The organism is Streptomyces sp. NPDC059994 (assembly GCF_042737755.1).
GTDB lineage: Bacteria > Actinomycetota > Actinomycetes > Streptomycetales > Streptomycetaceae > Streptomyces.
The window spans coordinates 1-19,569 of the sequence record NZ_JBHWUR010000048.1; the positions used below are offsets into that span (position 1 = coordinate 1).

The window sequence follows — 19,569 nt, forward strand, 5'->3', positions numbered from 1 at the left end:
GGCGGCAACAACTCCTCGACCAGCAACCACTGTTCATCCGTCAGATCCGACGGATAACCCTCCCCAGCAGCACTCATACACCCCTCAACGAGCGACCCGCACAACCGGCACGGGAGACCTCAAACGCGGTCTGAGAGGGGCAGCAGCCCAGTCCCCGCCGCTGGGGTCGTTGTACCCACCGACATAAATGATCTGAACGCCCCCAGCGCACCTGCGGACTGGCTGCGCGGGTGGTCTGGTCGATGGGGCGCTGGACTGCGACGGCGACGGTGAGACGGCAGGCGGGCTCGGCCTCGGTGTCGTGGTGTGAGCCGGCGCCGGCGACGTCGTGCGGTGGCTCTGCGTCGGCGGTGTTGTGCCGTGGCTCGGCGACGGCGGCGTTGTGGCGTGTGTCTGCGGCCGCGGCGTCGTGGTGTGGCTCGGCGAAGGCGGCGTCGTGGTGTGGCTCGGCGTCCGCGACACGAGATGCGTCACCGGGGGTTCCGCCGTGACGAAGGTCGAAGGCGTGGGGCTGGGGGATCGGGCCTGGGCCGCAAGGCCTGAAGAGAGAACAATGTGGCCGATGGCCAGACCGCTGGCCGCGATGACCGCCACCCGGCGGGCCGGCCGTATTCGCAGTTGGGTATGCCTCGGCAGCTTGATTCGCACACTGGCCTCCAAAGAACCGCATAGCGGCTCTGGCGGTAACGCTATGCGTCGGCCGTGAAGATCACCTTTGGTGCTGAGCCATGCGGGTCATGGTGATGGCGATGCCGCACCCACAGGCGGGGCAGCGGCGGGCACCCGGCTGCGCGGACCAGGGCCGGTCATTCCTCGTCGGCCGCGTCCGGGTTGCCCAGCGGACGCCGGCTGCCTGGCAGCTCAGAGAGCTGGAACGAGTACCGCCTGTCCCTCATGACGGCGCCCGAAAGCCGGCGTGACGCGGAGAGGGCCCCGCCTGCCGGGGCGTCCGCCGCCGTGCGGAGCTACACCCCGCACGAGGTCGTCGCCATAAACCTCTGGATCGGCGGCCGCCGCTACCGAGCCGCGGCCATGGCCCACTACGACACTCCCGACGGGCGGCGCGCCTACCAGATGGCATTGTGGCCCGCTCTGCCCGGGGAACGCCGTAGCGGCTGGTACTGGTGGAACCCCGCCACCATGACACGACACGACGGGACCTCACCCCATGACTCAACCCCTCCCCCCAGGACCTTCTCCCTCCCGACCTTCCCCGCCTGCGGACATTGCGGGCCTGGCACGCAACGTGGCTGGCCCGCATCGACCAGGCCATCGCCGACCTCAAACGACAGGAAACCGAACGCAAGCAAGGCGAACGGCAGCGGCCACCGGCACCCGACTGGGCAATCGAATACACCTGGCGCACGTCCAGGCAGCGCAGCCGGACACCGGGCTGCCCCGGCTCCCGTGTCGTACGGTCTGATGTCGCCCGCAACGGATTTCACCGAACCCGGCGGAGCCGCCGGTACGGCTGAAAGATCTGAACCAATACCGGGAATCAGGCCGCGACGAGCTCCTGCTCGCGGTCCGGCGTCTTGACCTTGGGCTTCTTGTTCGGCAGCGAGAGCCGGAAGACCTTGTGCCACGCGGAGAACACCTGCTTGGGCAGTGGCCCGGTGACGTACTCCAGCTCGTACTTTTCGAACAGTGCGCGCACCTTCACCGCGACCTCGGCGTACCGGTTGCTCGGCAGGTCCGGGAACAGGTGGTGCTCGATCTGGTGGGACAGGTTGCCGGTCATGAAGTGCATGGCCTTGCTGCCGCTGATGTTCGCCGAGCCCATCATCTGGCGCAGGTACCACTGGCCGCGCGTCTCGCCCTTGATCGACCGGCGCTCGAAGACCTGCACGCCCTCGGGGAAGTGCCCGCACATGATCACCGAGTGTGACCAGATGTTGCGGACCAGGTTCGCGGTGAACGTGGCGGCGAGCGTGGTGAGGAATGACGGGCCCGACAGCAGCGGGTGGATCACGTAGTCCTTGAGCACCTGCTTGCGGATCTTGCGGCCCACGGCCTTGGCCCGCGCGCGGAACTCCGGGTTCTTGCGGCGGCGCTTGTGCAGGTTCTTGGCGAGCTCCAGGTCGTACGCTGCGATGCCGTACTCGAAGAAGCAGGCGTTGATGAAGTTCCACAGCGGCTGGCCGAGGTGGAACGGGTGCCACTTCTGGTCCTCGTCGACGCGCATGATGCCGTAGCCGAGGTCGTTGTCCTTGCCGATCACGTTGGTGTACGTGTGGTGCAGCTCGTTGTGCGAGTGCTTCCACTGCTCGGCCGGCGAGACGTGATCCCAGTCCCAGGTGGTGGAGTGGATCTTCGGGTCCCGCATCCAGTCCCACTGGCCGTGCAGGACGTTGTGGCCGATCTCCATGTTGTCCATGATCTTCGCTACGGACAGACCGGCGGTGCCGAGCAGCCACGCGGGCGGGAAGATCGAGAACAGCAGCACGCCCCTGCTGACCAGCTCGAGCTTGCGTTGCGCCGAGATGACCTTGCGGATGTAGGCGGCGTCTTTCTCGCCGCGGCCGGCGATCACCTCGTCGCGGATCGCGTCCAGCTCGCGGCCAAGCTCCTCGATCTGCTCCGCGGTCAGGTGGGCGGTGGGGTCGATGGCGGTCAAGGTGCTCCTACCGTTCGATGTCGCAGGGGCCCGCCGCGGCGGACACGCAGGTCTGGATGAGGACGCCCGGCTCGGCCTCGGTGATCTCGCCGGTGCGCAGGTCGCGGACGGCGCCGGCCTTGAGCGGCGTGATGCAGCCGAAGCAGATGCCCATGCGGCACCCGGAGGGCATGAGCACGCCGGCCTCCTCGCCGATGTCCAGCAACGGCGTGGCGCCGTCCGCGTCGACGGTCTTGCCACTGGCGCTGAACGTGACCTCGCCGCCGTCGCCGACGACGACGATGCTGGGGCGGAAGCGTTCGGTGTGCAGGCGCTCTTGGACGCCGTGCTCGCTCCAGTGCTCTTCGGCGGCGTCGAGCAGGCCCGCGGGCCCGCAAGCCCAGGTCTCGCGCTCGGCCCAGTCGGGCACGAGTTCGTCGAGACGGGCGATGTCGAGCATGCCGTCTGTGTCGGTGTGCACCTCGGTGAGCCGCAGCTTCTTGTCCGCGACCAGGTCGTGCAGTTCGTTGCGGAAGATCACGTCTTGCGGCTTCGGCGCGCAGTGGACCATGACGACGTCGTCGAACTCGATGTCGCGCAGCATGCCCATCACGGGCGTGATGCCGCTGCCGGCCGTCAGGTAGAGCACCTTGGCGGGCTTGGCCTGCGGCAGCACGAAGTCACCGGTCGGCTGGTCGAGCTGGATCAGCGTGCCCGGTTTCGCCCTGCGGACCAGGTGGTCGCTGACCTTGCCGTCCGGGATCGCCTTCACGGTGATCGTGACGCGGCCGTCCTGGCGGTTTGTCGGCGAGGTGATGGAGTAGGCACGCCACAGGCGCACCCCGTCGACGTCGACCCCGATCCGCACGTACTGACCGGCTGTGTGGCCGCGCCAGCCCCGTCCCGGCCTGATCACGACAGTCGCGGCGTCACCCGTCTCGGGGTGCACGGCCTCGATGCGCCCACGCAGGTCAGCGCCCGCACGCAGCGGGCTGACCAGGTCGAGGTAGTCCGACGGCAGCAGCGGCGTCGTGACCATCTCCAGCAGTTTCCACGCCCTGCTGCGGAGGGCTGCACTCGTCATGACTCCAGCTTGCTGTGCCTCAAGGTGTAAAGTCCTGACCGGAGGACGTAAATCTGGTCGACTGAATTGTTCGCAGGGAACAAAAACGTGAGCCATGCAATCCGGAGGGCCAGCGAACTGGCCCTTGATGAGACGACGGTCACCGCACTTCGGGCCGCGCTGAAGACCACCGCCGACGAAGTCGTCCAGGCGATCATCGATGAGGTCCCTTCCTACGCCAACGCCCTTTCGGGCCGCATGGGCGCCTCCATTCGCCGAGCCGTCCGTACCGCCCTGGGGCACTACCTGGACCTCGCGAGCGGGAACGCCACAGGCGGTGACGCCGGTGACGCAGCCTACGAGCTGGGCCGCGGCGAGGTGCGCGACGGCCGTTCGATGGACGCCCTGCTCAGCGCCTACCGCGTCGGCGCCCGCGTGGCCTGGCGATGCCTGGCAGCGGGTGCCGTACCCGCAGGTCTGCCCGCCGCCGAGGTCGCCAAGTTCGCCGAGCTGACCTTCGCCTACATCGACGAGCTCTCCGCCGCGAGCGCCGCGGGCCACGCCGACGAACTGGCTGCCCGGGGCAGGGCCCACGAGCGCCACCTGGAACACCTGGCCCGCGACCTCCTCGCCGGCGCGAGCCCGGACGTGCTGCTGGCCTCTGTTCAACGGGCCGGGTGGCAGCCTCCGGTTTCGCTGACCGCGGTCCTGCTGCCCGCCGCCCATGCCAGGCCTGCCTACCGCGCGCTCGACCCGAGCACCCTCGTCCTCGACGATCTGCCGGACGCCACCGGTGTGCTGCTCGTCCCCGATGCCGACCGATCACATCTCTTGCGGCAGCTGACCGACCGCACCGCCGTGGTCGGCCCGGCCCGGCCGTGGACTCGTGCGTCCGCCTCGTACGCACGAGCCGTACGCGCGCGCTCCCTCTCCTCTGATATTCGCGACACCGAGGACCATCTGCCCGAGCTGGTCCTGAGCGCCGACGTGGACGCGTTCGCAGACCTGCGTGCCCGAGCCCTCGCACCGTTGCGGACCTTGCCTGTCGCGACCGCACGGCGGCTGGAGGAGACATTGCGGGCGTGGCTGCTGCACCAGGGCAGGCGGGACGAGGTGGCGGCGGCGTTGTTCGTCCATCCCCAGACAGTCCGGTACCGGATGTCGCAGCTGCGGGAGCTGTTTCCGGATCTCGCATCGCCACACCGGGTCCTCGAACTGACGCTGGCGGTCGGTCTTCGGGGCAACTGACGCGTACTTCGACCGTCCACGACCGCGTCCGCGAGCGGTCCAGGAATCGTGCCTCGTTCTCGGTGTCATCAGCTGGCTCATGACAAGGCCTCGGGAAGCCCGTCGGGGCGCTGTCTCTGAGAAGCGCGGTGGCGGATACGGCTCGACTGGATCCGGTGGACGAGGCGCACCGGCCCGCTCGTCGACGCGCTCATCGAGCATCTGGTCGGCGATCTGGGCCACTATGCCCTGGAAAACGGCTTTCATATCGTCGTGGAGGGCGCTGTCCTGGCACGAGCTGACCCACGGGCGCGCGGCGGGCTGCAGCTGGGTGACCGGCGGGGCGGCCAGGCCGGGTCACCAGGGGCGGGGCCGGGCCGCTCGCGCCGGGGACCCCCGTGGCTCTGCGACGGCCCCATGCCTCCCTTCCGACAGGTCAACCGGACGACCGACCGGGCCGGCCCGGCACACCGCGCGAGGGATGATGGGGATGGAATGACGGAACATGAGATCAGGAGCATCCATGGCAAAGCGGGTTCACCGACCCCGTGAGGACGCGGAGTTCAATTTCATCCTCGGGATGAGCGGAGTTCCGGTCCTCGCATACTTCACCGGGACATGGCCCAAGGCAATCGAGCCCTGCCGGGTGATGGACCTCGTCGTGGGTGGCATCGCCGACGACTACACGGGCCGCCTGACGGCCATCCGCGCCGACATCACGCGTTGTCCGGCCGCAACCGAGCGATACGGGATCACCGGAGCCCCGTCCTACGTCCTGCTGAAGGAGGGAGAGGCGGTGGCGCACGGCACGGGGCCCATGACCATCACCGAGGTACGGAAGTTCCTGGACGGCCACCTCTGAGCGGCCGCTGCGGCACGTGACCGCGACGCCCGTCACGTCTCGCCTATGGAAGCCGCGCCGCCTGCAACACCTTGGGGCTGAGACACCCCCACAGGTCACATAACCCCGTCGAAAACGGTGCCCTGCGGCAGATACGCCGCCGCGCTCACGATCTCGGCGAAGGCATCAGCCAGGGTTCCGCCGCTGCGCGAGCGGAGCCTCACCCGGCCCTGCGGCCCGTGACCCACCAGCGCCCGGAAGCCGTCCCACTTGGGTTCGGCGACACACCCGGGCGGGAGCTCGGGCTTCTCGGTGGCGGCCGGCCGCCAGCGTCGGTTCGGGCAGCGACCAGGAAGAGGGCATGGTCGAGTCCTTCCATCATGCGCCTTGCGTGCTGGCCAGTGTCGCCCGGTCAGCGGAGCAGGACTCCTGTGCCAATAAGACGGTGTCCTACATGGTGAGGTTGCAAAAACGTTTGTAGCAGCAGATGGCGGCGGCCAGTCCGAGAAAGGCCAGGTAGTTGGAGGGTTGGCGTTCGTAGCGGGGACTGAGTCTGCGGTAGCCGGTCAGCCAGGACATGGCCCGCTCGATCACCCACCTGCGGCGGCCGAGCCGTTCGCTGGACTCGATGCCCTTACGGGCGATGCGGACCCCGATGTGCTTGCCCCATAACCATTTCCGCAGGTGGGGCACGTCGTAGGCTTTGTCCGCGTGCAGCCGCTGGGGCTTGAAGTAGCGGCCCCGGTAGGGGTCGTGTCGCGTTTGGTGGCCCTCGACCATGGGCTTCAGCGCGAGGCTGTCGTGGACGGTCGCGGCGGAGATGCCGACGACCAGGGGCAGTCCGTTCGCGTCCGACAGGGCGTGCATCTTGGAACCCGGCTTGCCCCGGTCCACGGAACTCGGACCTGTGTGTTCGCCCCCTCTTTTGCCCGCACGTGCGCGGAGTCCAGCACGACCCGGGAGACATCGATGAGGCCGGCGTCGTCGAGGCGTTGGAGCACCGCTTCGTGGCGGCGGCCCCAGACGCCGGCTCTCGACCAGATCATGAAGCGGCGGTGCACTGTCGATTTCGACACCCCGAAACACGGCGGCAAGGCTCGCCAGGAACAGCCGCTGACCAGTACATAGACGATCGCCGCGAACAGCGTCTCATCAGGAGTGTCCAGCGTTCCGCCACCCTGCGGCCGCACCTTCGACGGCGGGATGAGGGGCTTCGCGATCTCCCAAAACCCATCCGGGACAATCCAACTCCACGTTCCCTGGCCCATGTTGAACAGGGACACCCAGCATCACCACATAGGACACCGTCTTGGCCGGTCAACGCCTTCTTGAACATGCACAGTCCTTCTTCCGTCGCTGGGCGCGGGCCCGCCCGCTCGGCGGGCCGACCGTGACAGCAGCCGATCATGACGACCGGTCGCCCCGCACGGGCCCGCTCCCACGCCGGCCGAAATAGCCCGAGATGGTGTGCGCGCTCCGCAGGGTCCGCGGCCGGCCAACGCGCCGGCCTGTCGCCTCCTGATCCGTCAACTCCGTGTCCTGAATTGGACGTTGACGAGCCGTCGTCATACGATTTCAAGTCGTTCACGGAGTGATCACTTGATCTTCACCTGACCTGTGCAATATCACATGTCATGTGAAGCCGTTCGGGATCCGCCCGAGGCCCCTCCTTGCAGGGAGATCCACCATGAAGCGTTCGATGTTCCTCACTGCCGCCGTCGCGAGCCTCAGCCTCGCCGCCCTCACCCCGGCGATCGCCGTCGCCGCCCCCGCGAATGCCACCGAAACCGTGGTCTCCTGCGGCAACTCCGGCCTCCAGTCCGGCCTTTCGACCCGCCTGTGCGCCGAAGTCACCGGCAACACCGTCGCGTTCGTCGGCAAGATCGGCCTCGCCGGCCCGCCCTCCCCGGGCAGCCCGGCCCCCACCCCGAAGGAACTCACCACCACCTTCACCGCCACGGTCGACGGCACCCCGCTGCCGAACGCCACCAAAATCGCCCTCTTCAACAACACCAACCTGGACGCCCCGGGCCTGAGCGCCAACGTAGCCTGCGGCTCCACCATTCGCGCCACCTTCGGTGTCACCAGCTACCCCTGGACGGCGCGTCCGGTCTCCCACGAGGTGACCGTCACCTGCTGACCCGCCCCCCGTGAGCGCCGGGCCGGACAGGGACCCTGTCCGGCCCGGCCCCGGCTCCCCGGTGGTGCAAAACACCTGACACCCGCACCACCGGGGTCCCTCCCGTCCGACGGACCGCCGCCCGGCCGCGGCCGCGTCAACCGATCGGCTACCCCCGCCGTCCACCGCTGCGCGCCCCGTCGCCAACCGCTCTGCCGACCGCCACCGGCCCCCGCGCGGCAGCACCATGGATGCCACGGGCACCCGCCCGACGGGCCGGGCCGGCCGTATCTTGCGCCAGTGGCACCTCATGACGGCAGCCTCCGCTGCCGCGGCCGGGCGACGAAGCCTTCGAGGCCTTCTCCGGACTCGCTAAATCGCTCGAACGCCCGCCCCAGCCCTCCTGCCTGAGTAAGGAAGTGCCCCCAACACGGCGGTGACGCCTCTGTGCCAGCCCGACTTCCTGGGCAGAGATGGCCATGGCGAGCCGCAGGATCCCACGCGCCGGTGAGCGGAGCGGGCGTGACCGGACCAGCCCGCCCTCAAGGGCGTGGCTCTCGCGGGGCAGGATCGGATCTTCCACCGGCTGGTCGAGGAGCACGGAGCGGACGTTTCCTACGGGGTGGTGCGCAATTACGTCGCTGGCCGGAAGCCCGAGATCCTGGTCGAGTCCGGCAAGGCTCCGCTGGAGGCGTTCGTCCGGCAGACCCACCTGCCCTGCCCGGCCATGAGGCGGAGGTCGACTTCGGTGACGTGACCGTGCGCCTGGCCGCCGAGCTGGTGACCTGCTACCTGTTCTCCTTCCGGCTGTCGTACTCGGGCAAGGCCGTCCACCGTGTGTTCGCCTCCTGCGGCCAGGAAGCCTTCTTTGAACGGCACCGTCCGTCTGGATCTGGACCACTACCTGGAAGTCCTGGTTCGCAAGCCCGGCGCCTTCCCCGGCTCCACAACCCTCGAACAGGCCCGTTCGGCTGGCAGGTTCACTCCTGTCCACGACGCCTGGTGGGACCAAGCCCGCAAGACCCACGGTGAGCGGGACGGCACCCGGGCCCTGATCGAGGTTCTCCTGCTGGGGCGTCATCTGCCGCACGAGCATGTCGTCGCCGGCCTGGCCGCGGCTCTGCGGGCCGGGGCCATGACTGCGGACGCGGTCGCTCTGGAGGCCCGCAAGGCCACCCAGGCCGAGACCGAGCCCGCTCCTGCGGCAGGCCAGCTGGTTCCCGGGAAACCGTCGGCGACGGTGACGTCCCTGCACGAGTGGCGGCTCGCGCACCTTCCTGCGGACACCAGGCCGCTGCCCTCGGTGACCCCCCCCTATGACCAATTGCTCCGCCACCGCCGAACCAGCGGCGGTGACCACTGTGAGGGAGAAGCACAGTGACCCTGCCCCGCCAGCGAGGCTTGACCGGACAGGCCGCCAACGCCGCCATCGACACCGCCTGCCGGATGCTGCGGCTGCCCTTGATCCGCAACGAGTTCTCCGACATCGCCGACCGGGCGGTGAAGGACCAGATGACCTACCGGGGTTTCCCTGCCGAGCTACTGATGACCGAGTGCGACGACCGGTCCCGCCGCCGCTCGGAGCGGCGGATCAAGGCCGCAGGCTTCCCGCGGGAGAAGTCCCTGCGGGCCTTCGACTTCGACGCCAACCCCAACATCGACGCCGCCACCATCCACACCCTGGCCAGCTGTGAATGGATCAAGAAGAGCCAGCCACCCTGCCTGATCGGCGACTCCGGCACCGGCAAGTCCCACATGCTCATCGCCCTGGGCCCCGAGGCCGCCATGAAGGGCTATCGCGTCCGCTACACGCTCGCCACGAATTTGGTGAACGAGCTGGTCGAGACAGCCGACGAGAAGCAGCTGAACAAGACCATCGCCCGCTACGGCCGCGTCGATCTCCTATGCATCGACGAGCTCGGCTACATGGAACTTGATCGCCACGGCGCCGAACTCCTCTTCCAGGTCCTGACCGAACGCGAGGAGAAGAACAGCGTCGCCATCACCTCCAACGAGTCCTTCGGCGGCTGGACCAAGACCTTCACCGACCGACCCCCGGCTCTGCGCGGCCATCGTCGACCGCCTCACCTTCAACGGCACCATCATCGAGACCGGCACCGACTCCTGCCGCCTCGCCACCACCCGCACCCGCGCCGAGGAGCCCGCCAAGTCCAGCTGATCTCTGCCGCTACCTGCCTTGATGGCCAGCCGTCCTGGCGAACGGCTGGCCGTCCCGCGTTTGCGGTGTCCTTTGAAGAGGTCTCAAGAATCGAGCACGGCGGCGACGGCCTCGATCTCGACGAGTTGGTCGTTGTAGCCGAGCACGGTGACGCCCATCAAGGTGCTGGGAACGTCATGGTCGGCGAACGAGTCCCGGACTACCTGCCAGGCGGCCACCAGGTCCTCCCGCCGGGTCGATGCGACGAGAACCCGTGTGCTGATGACGTCCTGGAGTGACGCACCTGCGGCAGTAAGAGCAACCTGCATGTTCTCGATCGCTTTCGCTGCCTGGCCCGCGTAGTCCCCGATCGCTGCCGTGGAACCGTCATCGTTCAGCGGACATGACCCGGCAAGGAAAATCAGGCGTGACTCGGCGGGCGCCGTGGCCGCGTAGGCGTACTCGGCGACGTCGGACAGGGAAGCGGAGCGGATCAAAGTGATGGCACGAGCCACGGTCGTGGGGGCCTTTCTCCTCGGGTACTGAGCGCGGACATCCTGCCAGCACCCCAGCGGCTCCCGCCTTCCCTTTTATCGCCGCCCCCACGGCAACGCCGTCACTTCTGCTCGACATTCAAGAACCGCATGATCACTAACTGACGCCGGAACCAGTCGACAAACGCTGTTCCTAGAGATCAACGAAGCCACGCACCCCGAAGAGGCAGCCGAAGGCCGCGTAGTCGCCCTGGTCGTACAGAGGCCACAGATCCATCGCGCAGACCCAGGGCTCACCCTCGTAGAAGTCCGTGCCGGCGCCGGGATGGCGGAACTCGATCGCGCCATGGATATCCGTACTCACGGTGCCTGACGCTACAACCCCTCGCAGCCAGGGTCTTGTGCGAGCCCCCACGCCGCTCAGGAGGCAGCGGGAACGGCCTCGCAGGCACGCTCCTTGTGCCCGGCGCCCTCACGCCGGCCCTCGATAGCCGGGCGCAGCGCAACGCATGCCGCGGCGGCCGCGGCGCCGAGAGCCGCGCACACCGACCACAGCACCGTGTTGCCGCCGGTGTCCATCGCCCAGGCCGCCAGGTGCAGTGCGGCCAGCGCGGACAGACCCAGCATGCAGCCCCATACCCCGGCGTAGTGCCGCGTGCGTGGGCGGGGGCAAGGTCGGCCACAGCCGTCATGGCGGCGGCGAAGAACAGCACTCCCCCCCATCGTCCATATCCCTGTCGCCGCGGCGTATCCGAGTGTGTCCTGGCTCAGCAGATGTGCGCCCATGCCCGCCCCGGTGAACAGGGCGCCCGCCGTGCACACGGTGGTGGGGCTGAAGCGGCCGATGAGCGGCTGCAGCAGCGGCTGGTACACCAGCACGCAGGCCGCGTTCACCAGACACACCATGCCGTAGGCGCGGGGCGAAAGCCCGGCCCGGTCCATCGCCAGCGGCAGGCCGAACAGCATCTGCTGATACACCAGCAGCCAGGCCAGCGTGGGCCGGTCAAAGCGTGTGTCCGAGCAGGGCACGATAGGACCGGTCGGTTCTGGGGGTTCTACGCTGGCCGGGTGGGCCGGTCCGACCATGACGGGCCTGGTGATGGGCAGCGCTGATGGATGAGGTGGGGTATGGCTGTCAGCGAGTTGGTACGCGCTGAACTGGCGCGGCACGACTGGACTACGTTGAGGTGCATCTGCGGTGACTCGGCAGAGCACCTGCCATTGCTGTTCGAGACTCTGCTGACTGCCGAGACACTCCAAGACTCATTCGGCTACAGCCTGGACGGCCACGTCGAGTACGGCACTGTCATCAACGAGTGCACCCCGCCGGCCGTCGGCGTCATCCTTGCTGCCCTGGCAGGCGAGGTGTCACCGACGATCCGAAGCGAGTTTCTGGACACGCTGGTTCGCGTGGCCGCCGGTTCGGACTGCAGAGGCGCGTCGCCTGTGGAATGGGCGGGTGACGAGTGCCGCGCCATGGCGCAGGAGGGCTTCTGGGTGCTCGTTCACATCGGCCTCAGCGGTAGCGCGGAGGACGCCGACGCGGTGGCCGACATCTGCGAGTACTTCAACCTCGGCGATCAGAAGTCGGCCTACTATCAGGCGTTGCTCCGAGACCGTGTACAGGCGAAGACAAAGCGCCGAGCGGCTCGCTGACGGTCGAGTAGCCGAGCACCGGCAGCACTGCCAGCCGGTCCCCGACACGCTCAGCCCCGGCCAGCAGCGGCATCGGCTGGGCGAATGCCTCTTCCAACTCCCTTGCTACTTGGTTCTGTTGATTGCTCGGGTGTCGGTAACCCGCCAGCCACTTCACGTTCGCCAGCAGCACCGGATCGATCAGCCCCACCCGGCGAAACGACCAGCCAGCCAACTCACAGGCCCGGGCCGTGGCTGCGAACGCCTCCGCATCGTCCGGTCCGATCTGCCCGTCCGGGTGAACATCGACGACCAAGCCGCCCCCGTCACCCAGCCGTACGAAGAAGTCCGACACATGCCCGCGTCCACCTCGTCGGCCCGGCCAGAACAGCCGGAGGGCTGTCCCACCAGGCCCCTCACCTGGGGATCGAAGTCCAGCAGCATCGCGTGGTGCCGTTCCAGATGCGACTCGCACGACACCGTCCCGCCGGACGTCGCCACCCAGTGGCCAATCTCCTCCTCCGCGCAGCCCCCCGACCACCTCGCGACCGCCGGACAGGCACTGGCCGACCACCACGCCGTCCACGGCGCGTTCGCAACCTCCGGCCCCTGCAATCTGCACGCCGCCGCGTACTTCCCCGACCTGACCGCGCTCTACGAGTTCCTCTCCCGCGACCTGACCGGCCTGGGCACCACCCACGTCGAATCCGCCATCGTCAGTCGCACCGCCGAACGCCTCGCCCCACCCGCCCCCAACCGCTGACGAGGCGGACTTCGTAGGCCACCGCCGCGTCGGGTGGCCACATCGCCGAACGCTCCCTCAGATGAGGGCAGTTCGGCCGCGCGGCAGGGGCAACCGGGCAGTGCTCGCTAATCCAGACTGGCGGTCAGGGGTGAGGGCGCCCTTTTCAGCAGGCTGTAGCCGAGTACCTGCAATGGGTCATCGGCGGTTCCATAAGCGCGCCTTGGGCTTACCTAAACGGATTCCCCAAGAATGTGATCTTGGGTGAGAGCGTCGACACGCTGTGCAATTGCACACAAGTGGAGCTACTCATTCCATGATAACGATCTTCCTAAGTGGCGCCCCTCGGGTTTGCCATCCATTGGAATGGACCTTTGGTTCCCGTGCAGTCAAATCCCGTACAAGGACCGGAACTTGGGGGCCGCGTCGGCTGTTCCCGCGCATTGTTCTGCAGTGCACGCTCCCATTCCCCGCACAAAGCGGCCCTGTCAGTCCGTGCATCCCTTCTGGCACACTTCCGGCCAACCACAACTCCCCCACAGAAATGAGGTGTGGCCTTGTCCGGTCGCAGAAGACAGGTTCAGCAACGGCGGCGAAGACGCGGCATTCTCGTCGCAGCGGTAGCCGTCACGGCGGGAGCACTCGTCGGTACAGCGGCGCTCGGTGGCGTCTTCGACCACCACTCGTCCCGACCTGAGATCACCGCGGCGCGGGCCGCCGTGGACGGTCCCGCTCCGGCACCCGCACACGACAAGACCCCGGAACCGGTGGCCCGAATACCCAACGAGGACCGCAAGCGCGGCCTGGTCTACAAGGGCCTGAGTTCCGCGCCCAAGGGTGACCGTTGCGCCGGCGTCCTGCGCACCGCCGACGGCCGGTGCACGCACGGTCCCGACAAGCCGCCCAAGGGGGTGGACATCTCCAAGGACACGCCACCCGCCGTGAAGACACAGGGAGCGGCCGGAACGCCAAGCCGCCCCGCCACCCAAAAACCCTCCACGGAACAGCCGTCCTCCGGCACCACGGCCTCTGTGGACGCCCGCCAGGCGGGCACCGCCGCCAAGACGCCGCCCGCCGCCCCCACCCGGGGCACCGGAAGCGGGAAGGCGGCGCCGGGTGGTCAAGCGGTGCAGTGCGACGGCGACGGGAGCACGGGCAACCGGGTACAGGTGGTGTACGCGCACGGTCCCGGCAACGACCGGTACGGCGAGTACCTGGCGTCGTTCCGCAGGTGGGCCGCCGACGCCGACACCATCTACTTCGCCAGCGCGCAGGAGACCGGGGGCGTACGGCACATCCGGTACGTGACCGGAGCCGACTGCACGCCGTCCGTGCTCAACGTGGAGGTGGCGAGCTCGGCACTCGCCGAGTTCGGTGCGCTGAACTCCGCACTGGCACAGAAGGGTTTCGACCGGCGCGACCGCAAGTACATGATCTTCGCGGACGCCAAGGTCTACTGCGGCATCGGCACCTTCAACGGTGACGAGCGCCCCGGCGCCGCCAACCTCAGCAACTTCGGCCCCTCCTACGGCCGCACGGACGCCGGCTGCTGGAGCGGTTCCACCGCGGCGCACGAGCTCGGACACAACCTCGGTGCGGTGAACAACAGCGCACCGAACAGCAGCCGAGGCGCGCACTGCACCGACGAGTGGGACATCATGTGCTACTCGGACACTCCGTACTACCCCACCATGCGCAACGTCTGTACCGAGCGAAGCCAAGACGAGCGCCTGGACTGCAACCACGACGACTACTACAACACCAGTCCACGGGCGGGCAGTTACCTCGCCACGCACTGGAACGTCGCGAACAACCAGTTCCTGATGACCGGCGGTGGAACCCGGCCCGACCCGGACCCGAGCCCCACCCCGACCCCGAAGCCCACGCCGACGCCGACGCCGACCGGCAGCACCGGACCGACGACGGGCCCCGTCCCGGTCCTCGGGCAGCTGACGTCCGACTCGGCCGTGGTCAGCTGGCCGACGGCGTCCTCCGTAGCCTGGTATCAGCTCCTGCTCAACGACAGCCACCTGGCATGGGTCCAGCCCAACTCGGCGCGGGTCTACAACCTGCGGCCCGACACCGACTACAGGCTCGCCGTCTCGGTCCGCGACCAGGCCGGCCGCGACTCCGGACCCGGCCGCGCGCTGTCGTTCCACACCCCGCCCGTCGGCGGCACCGCTACCAAACCCGGCACGCGGTACACGCTGACCAATGGTCACACGGGGCTTGCGGCTGAGATCTGGGGCGGCGGGAGCGCGGACGGCACCGTCCTGGTCGGTTCCCAGCCCAACGGGTTCACCCCTCAGCAGTGGTACTTCGATGACGTTGCCGGCGGCAGTGCGCGCCTTCGCTCGGCCGTGTCGGGCAAGTGCCTGCAGATCGGCGGTGCCGCGGCCCCCGGCCAGTGGGTCGCCCAGCAGCCCTGCTCCGGCAGTGACGCCCAGCAGTGGCGACTCACCAAGTCGGGAACCGGCCTGCGCCTGACCGCCAAGAACAGCTCACTCGTCCTGGGCGTCGGCAATAGCCCGTACTACGGAGCCTGGCTGCTCGAACTCCAGGACCCGGACACCTCCAACTACCAGAACTGGGCCCTGCAGAAAGCATCCTGACCCCCCACTGACGGCAGGGGCCGTCCTCATACGGCCCCTGCCACCCCCCTCACACCGGAGAGCCACCCCCTCATGCCCGATCGCCGCTTCACGGCAGTGACCGCCGCCCTCACCGGCCTGCTCCTCCTAGGCTCCGCGGCCACGGCACACGCCCACGGCGACACCATCCATCTGACCGTCACGGGCGTGTCCGCCGGCCACCCCGTCACCAAGGCGACCTGGGAGGACGACGGTCACCCCGTCAACGAGAAAGTCGCCGGCACCCTCACCGCCACCTCGGCCGACGGCACCAGCGTCGGGCCCTGGCGGTTCGTACCGGTAGCCGGTGAGCCCGGAACGTTCACCACCGCCGAGGCTCTGCCCGCCGGTCGCTGGACCATCACGGCACAGACAGCCTTCCCGGCGCTCGGCCGCGCCGAGTCCCAGGCCGAGGTGGCCCCCGCGTCGGTCGCCCCGCCGCCCGCCGCGCCGGCAGCGGCAACACCTCCGGCGGCAGCACCTCGTACCGAATCCGACGGCGGACCGGGCGTAGGCGCCCCGTTGGCCATCGGCGGCGCCGCGCTGTTCGTCGCCATCGGTGGCCTCGCCACATTCCGAGTGCGGCGCCGCCGGAACCGCCCTTCCTGATCAGGACGACCACCTTGATCAAGACAAAGGAACCCCCCATGCACAGATTCCGCAGGACTTCCCGCATACCCGCTCATACGCCGACCCGCAGGCCGGGCCGCAGAAGGACACTCGCGTCCACAGTGGCCGCCGCCCTGTCCGCCGGCCTCCTGCTGGCCGTCGCCCCGCAGGCCCAGGCCGCCATCACCGGAACAGTCGTCGGCGGCCAGGGGAATTTCGCCACCGTCAACCAGCGTTCTCTGCCCACCCTGTCCTCCAACGTCACCGGCAGCTCTCCGGTCGGCGACCACATCCCGATGGTCTGCCGGACCACCGGCGACGCCGTGGAGAACAACTCGCGCTGGATCTGGTCCGGCGCGTACTACCTCGCCGACGCATTCATCCGCGAGGACACCGGCAGCCTGCCGGTCTGCAGCTCCACCCGGCCCACCAGCTGGACGGCCCTCAACATCGGCATGCAGAAGCAGGTCCAGAACCAGTGGTGTTGGGACGCCTCCGGCCTGACCATCGCCAACTACTGGGGATACACCGGCTACACCCAGTACGACTTCTGCCGACTGGCCGCCCAGAACAGCTGGCTGGACTGCAACAACCAGCCCGCCACGCTCGACGACATGGCCAACGCCCTCAAGAACATGGGCTTCCGCAACAGCGGCACCGACCTGTACCGCAGCGCGTCCTTCAGCGAGACCCAGAACGAGATCGCGAACGGGCGCCCGTTCGCCGTCCGCATCGGCTGGACCTCCGGCGGCGGCCACATGAACGTCATCTACGGCTACGACAGCACCAGCAACATGGTGGCAGTCGGCGACCCGTGGCCCAGCACCCAGACCTACACCTGGTGGAACTACTCCACCTACGCCGGAAACAACTCCTTCCGGTGGACCCACACGCGCACAGGCATCCACGGCTAGGGAACCCCACCATGCACCGTACAACCACACGCGCAGCCATCCTGTTCGCCGCCGCTGCCGCCACCCTGTGCGCGGGCGCTCCCGCGCAAGCCGCCGATCGCCCCACCGCACCCGCCGCGACCGACTACACCGCCGCTCAGCAAGTGCTGCGCTCCGGCCAGGTCCACGACACCGTCTCCCGCTTCCTGACGGCCGCCGAGCACCGTACGCCGGCCGCCGGCGCAGACGGCGGCACGGCCGGCAACCCGCGCGGTCTCGTCCAAGCCCCCACCACCTCACCCGGTTTCGACCTCAAGAAGCCCGTACCGCTCTACGAACTCGCACCCGAGTTCGTCACCGGTAAGACCAAGCCGACCGCCGCCTCGGCTCTGCGGCTCTCCTACCTCGTCTCCCGTGTCTCCGCGGCCAATGGCCACCAGGCCGCCGTCCTGCTCGCCCGGAAACAGGGCGGCCACGCCTGGGAGCTGGCGGGGATCCGCGACGGCGACGCGGACGTCAGCACCGCCGAGCGCGGCACCGATCAGGCACAGACCTTCATGGAACCTCAGATCCACGCCTGGTACCGGGTGACCAGCAATGGCACCGTCGAACCACTCAACAAGGAGGCCGGCGTGGCCCTCCAAGGCAAGCCGCACGTCACCCTCAAGGCCTACCAGCAACTCGTCGCCAAGCGCTACAGCGACAAGCTCCCGGGCTCGGCCTACGACCGCAAGGGCCTCGCTGGCGGTTACGCCCCTGTCGAAGACCGGGCCGCCACCACGACGGCCGCTGCCGCCGGTTCCTCACGTCCCTGGCTCCCTGCCGCCTCCGGCGCGGTAGCCCTGTCGGCGGCAGGCGGAGGGCTCCTGCACCTGCGCCGCCGACGGCGCTCCTGACGTACAGCGCCGCCGGGACGAGTTCCCGGTCAGGGTGCAGCGGGTGAGGCGCCGGGGTCGGTCAGGGCGAGCGCCGCCGCGCCGACGATCCCGGCGTCTGTCCCGAGCAGCGCCGGGACGAGCGTGAAGCGGGCCGCGAACGGCAGGGCCGCGTAGGTGGCGAGGTGACGTTGGCGGGGAGTGAAGAAGACGGCACCGGCCTGGGCGACGCCGCCGCCCGGTTCGATCCCAGCCGGCCGGTCGCGGCCCTGCTGCACGAGGTGCTGCCGTGGATCGGCGACGACCAGCAGGTGGCGAACGCCGTCGCCGCACTGCGGGAATGGCTGCCGCCCGGCAGCGCCTTGTCCATCACCCACGCCACCGCCGACTTGTCACTCACGCCCCACACGCGGGCCCAGCTCACGTCCCTGTGGGACGAAGAAGCAGCCTGCGCCTTCCGGCCCCGCACCCGCAACGCGATCAACGCGCTGTTCGGCGACTGGGACTTGATGGATCCCGGCCTCGTCCCCACCGCGCGCCGGCATCCCGAGCATCCCCACGCCCGCGCCCCCGACACATACTCCGGCGCCTTTGCCGGACTCACCCTCAAACCCCATGCCCCCGACGCCGACGCCGAGGAGCACCCATGTACCTGATGAGACCACTCACGGACGCAGACCGTCCGCTCGTCGAGAACCTGCTCGTCGCGCGCAGCGACCGGGAACGGCAGCGTCTGTCTCCCATGCGGGAGTAGGTCTCGGCGGGAGCGGGAACGACCACGGCGGTGTGGCGGCTGGCGAGTCTCACGACGGTGAGGAACCGCGACTTCCGGTCGACCAACGTGGCGACCTGGCTGTTGTTCGAGCCGATCACCAGATCGCCTTCCAGATGCCCCAATTCACGGCGGTCCTCGGCCTCTTGGAGCCGTTCCTCCATCGGTCGGGCATCGGTGATCTGTGATCGCCACTGGCCCTTCACCGTGTGACGCTTGTTCTTCCGGATCGGCGTCCGGTTCGCAGGCGTTTGCAGAGCTCGCGGGGGATCACTTTCCATCGGGTGACGTAGACCGACCTGTAGATCGTCTCGCGGCTGATCGCCATCCCTGGGTCGTTCCCGTGATGCCGACGCAGACACCCGACGATCTGCTCGGGCGACCACTCGTGCATCAGCAAGGTCAGCACCGTCTGCCTCAGCGCGGGTCTACGGGCAAGCAGGCACTGCTTCGGGCGCCGGGCGCGCTCACGTGCCCTCTCCTGTGCAGCGATCGCCCGGTAAACATCGCGTCCGCCATTGTTCTCGACCTCACGGCTGACCGTAGACACCGCACGCCCCAGAAGACCGGCTATGGTCCGCAAGGACTCGCCAGCATGAAGCCCGCGCGCGATTTCCTCCCGCTCACCCATGGCCAGGCTCCCGGCGCGCACCCTGCGGGATACGGGAGCGATCCCTCCGTGGTGCTTGAGGACGGTGAACACCGAACCGGGCGGCTTGCCGATCTGCCGGGAGATGACGCTGATCGACTCCCCGGCCCGCCAACGCCGCCACAAGTGGGCCTTCATCTCGTCCGACATCCCCGGCCGACCCATTCTCGCCACGCATACCGTCCTCAACCAGCACTGTTGCACTCACCGGTTGAATCTAAGCGCCTGTCCTCGGCAAACGAGTGCACCGCAGGTGGTAGGCGCAG

The 19,569-nt window shown here is 68.6% G+C and carries 21 protein-coding genes and 1 pseudogene; 13 read left to right on the plus strand and 9 right to left on the minus strand.

What is annotated here, in order from left to right; all coding sequences use genetic code 11:
- Window positions 1-892: 892 nt before the first annotated feature.
- The 3 genes from ACFWA7_RS22810 to ACFWA7_RS22820 all read right to left on the minus strand — a co-directional run bounded on the left by ACFWA7_RS22810 (window position 893) and on the right by ACFWA7_RS22820 (window position 3,680).
- Window positions 893-1,435: a DUF6207 family protein gene (locus tag ACFWA7_RS22810; protein ID WP_385824850.1), complete on the minus strand. Its 543-nt coding sequence runs from the start codon at window positions 1,433-1,435 to the stop codon at window positions 893-895.
- A gap of 63 nt (window positions 1,436-1,498) precedes the next feature.
- Complete coding sequence (locus ACFWA7_RS22815; protein WP_385824852.1) at window positions 1,499-2,617, minus strand: fatty acid desaturase family protein; 1,119 nt, start codon at window positions 2,615-2,617, stop codon at window positions 1,499-1,501.
- Window positions 2,618-2,624: 7 nt separating this feature from the next.
- A complete protein-coding gene (locus tag ACFWA7_RS22820; protein WP_385824854.1) occupies window positions 2,625-3,680 on the minus strand; it encodes a ferredoxin reductase in 1,056 nt (351 codons plus the stop codon).
- An 87-nt stretch (window positions 3,681-3,767) separates the two neighbouring features.
- Here ACFWA7_RS22820 and ACFWA7_RS22825 point away from each other — a divergent pair, with 87 nt between their 5' ends.
- On the plus strand, window positions 3,768-4,907 hold the full coding sequence (locus ACFWA7_RS22825) for a PucR family transcriptional regulator (protein ID WP_385824856.1): 1,140 nt from the start codon (window positions 3,768-3,770) through the stop codon (window positions 4,905-4,907).
- Window positions 4,908-5,409: 502 nt separating this feature from the next.
- Complete coding sequence (locus ACFWA7_RS22830; RefSeq protein ID WP_385824858.1) at window positions 5,410-5,748, plus strand: thioredoxin family protein; 339 nt, start codon at window positions 5,410-5,412, stop codon at window positions 5,746-5,748.
- A 429-nt stretch (window positions 5,749-6,177) separates the two neighbouring features.
- Here the strand turns inward: ACFWA7_RS22830 and ACFWA7_RS22835 are convergent.
- A protein-coding gene (locus ACFWA7_RS22835) for an IS5 family transposase (protein WP_385824892.1) occupies window positions 6,178-6,995 on the minus strand; the annotation gives its coding sequence in 2 pieces (ribosomal slippage) (window positions 6,178-6,650 and window positions 6,650-6,995; 819 coding nt in all).
- A 419-nt stretch (window positions 6,996-7,414) separates the two neighbouring features.
- Between ACFWA7_RS22835 and ACFWA7_RS22840 the strand changes: the two genes are divergently transcribed.
- From ACFWA7_RS22840 to istB, 4 genes and pseudogenes are all read left to right on the plus strand, one after another.
- On the plus strand, window positions 7,415-7,867 hold the full coding sequence (locus ACFWA7_RS22840) for a hypothetical protein (protein WP_385546536.1): 453 nt from the start codon (window positions 7,415-7,417) through the stop codon (window positions 7,865-7,867).
- A gap of 529 nt (window positions 7,868-8,396) precedes the next feature.
- Entirely contained in the window at window positions 8,397-8,603 is a 207-nt protein-coding gene (locus tag ACFWA7_RS22845) for a hypothetical protein (RefSeq protein WP_385824860.1), read from the plus strand.
- 111 nt (window positions 8,604-8,714) lie between these two features.
- Window positions 8,715-9,227 carry a hypothetical protein gene (locus ACFWA7_RS22850; protein ID WP_385824862.1) on the plus strand — a complete coding sequence of 171 codons (513 nt, stop codon included), beginning with the start codon at window positions 8,715-8,717 and terminating at the stop codon, window positions 9,225-9,227.
- Window positions 9,224-10,025: pseudogene (istB, locus tag ACFWA7_RS22855) on the plus strand (IS21-like element helper ATPase IstB). Before ACFWA7_RS22850 ends, istB begins: the two are co-directional and overlap by 4 nt.
- Before the next feature lie 83 nt (window positions 10,026-10,108).
- Here the strand turns inward: istB and ACFWA7_RS22860 are convergent.
- The 3 genes from ACFWA7_RS22860 to ACFWA7_RS22870 form a co-directional block, all read right to left on the minus strand.
- The gene (locus tag ACFWA7_RS22860) at window positions 10,109-10,519 is read right to left on the minus strand and encodes a RidA family protein (RefSeq protein WP_385546545.1); all 411 of its coding nucleotides are present in this window, start codon (window positions 10,517-10,519) and stop codon (window positions 10,109-10,111) included.
- A 172-nt stretch (window positions 10,520-10,691) separates the two neighbouring features.
- Window positions 10,692-10,862 carry a hypothetical protein gene (locus tag ACFWA7_RS22865; protein WP_385546550.1) on the minus strand — a complete coding sequence of 57 codons (171 nt, stop codon included), beginning with the start codon at window positions 10,860-10,862 and terminating at the stop codon, window positions 10,692-10,694.
- Between the two features lie 56 nt (window positions 10,863-10,918).
- Window positions 10,919-11,527: a hypothetical protein gene (locus ACFWA7_RS22870; protein WP_385824864.1), complete on the minus strand. Its 609-nt coding sequence runs from the start codon at window positions 11,525-11,527 to the stop codon at window positions 10,919-10,921.
- A gap of 99 nt (window positions 11,528-11,626) precedes the next feature.
- Between ACFWA7_RS22870 and ACFWA7_RS22875 the strand changes: the two genes are divergently transcribed.
- Complete coding sequence (locus tag ACFWA7_RS22875; RefSeq protein WP_385542577.1) at window positions 11,627-12,154, plus strand: hypothetical protein; 528 nt, start codon at window positions 11,627-11,629, stop codon at window positions 12,152-12,154.
- Here ACFWA7_RS22875 and ACFWA7_RS22880 read toward each other — a convergent pair.
- Entirely contained in the window at window positions 12,066-12,608 is a 543-nt protein-coding gene (locus ACFWA7_RS22880) for a TnsA-like heteromeric transposase endonuclease subunit (RefSeq protein ID WP_385824866.1), read from the minus strand. The genes ACFWA7_RS22875 and ACFWA7_RS22880 overlap by 89 nt on opposite strands.
- Between ACFWA7_RS22880 and ACFWA7_RS22885 the strand changes: the two genes are divergently transcribed.
- From ACFWA7_RS22885 to ACFWA7_RS22910, 6 genes are all read left to right on the plus strand, one after another.
- The gene (locus ACFWA7_RS22885; protein WP_385824868.1) at window positions 12,489-12,896 is read left to right on the plus strand and encodes an Lrp/AsnC ligand binding domain-containing protein; all 408 of its coding nucleotides are present in this window, start codon (window positions 12,489-12,491) and stop codon (window positions 12,894-12,896) included. The two genes, ACFWA7_RS22880 and ACFWA7_RS22885, sit on opposite strands and share 120 nt — an antisense overlap.
- A gap of 746 nt (window positions 12,897-13,642) precedes the next feature.
- Window positions 13,643-15,487 carry an RICIN domain-containing protein gene (locus tag ACFWA7_RS22890; RefSeq protein WP_385824870.1) on the plus strand — a complete coding sequence of 615 codons (1,845 nt, stop codon included), beginning with the start codon at window positions 13,643-13,645 and terminating at the stop codon, window positions 15,485-15,487.
- A 72-nt stretch (window positions 15,488-15,559) separates the two neighbouring features.
- A complete protein-coding gene (locus ACFWA7_RS22895; protein WP_385824872.1) occupies window positions 15,560-16,114 on the plus strand; it encodes a hypothetical protein in 555 nt (184 codons plus the stop codon).
- A 38-nt stretch (window positions 16,115-16,152) separates the two neighbouring features.
- Window positions 16,153-17,028 (plus strand): papain-like cysteine protease family protein, encoded by an 876-nt coding sequence (locus ACFWA7_RS22900; RefSeq protein ID WP_385824874.1) that lies wholly within the window; start codon window positions 16,153-16,155, stop codon window positions 17,026-17,028.
- An 11-nt stretch (window positions 17,029-17,039) separates the two neighbouring features.
- A complete protein-coding gene (locus ACFWA7_RS22905; protein WP_385542562.1) occupies window positions 17,040-17,903 on the plus strand; it encodes a hypothetical protein in 864 nt (287 codons plus the stop codon).
- Between the two features lie 164 nt (window positions 17,904-18,067).
- Entirely contained in the window at window positions 18,068-18,538 is a 471-nt protein-coding gene (locus ACFWA7_RS22910; RefSeq protein WP_385542559.1) for an SAM-dependent methyltransferase, read from the plus strand.
- A gap of 318 nt (window positions 18,539-18,856) precedes the next feature.
- Here the strand turns inward: ACFWA7_RS22910 and ACFWA7_RS22915 are convergent, their stop codons facing one another.
- Window positions 18,857-19,453, minus strand: coding sequence for a transposase (locus ACFWA7_RS22915; RefSeq protein WP_385824876.1), 597 nt, complete (start codon window positions 19,451-19,453; stop codon window positions 18,857-18,859).
- Window positions 19,454-19,569 lie beyond the last annotated feature (116 nt).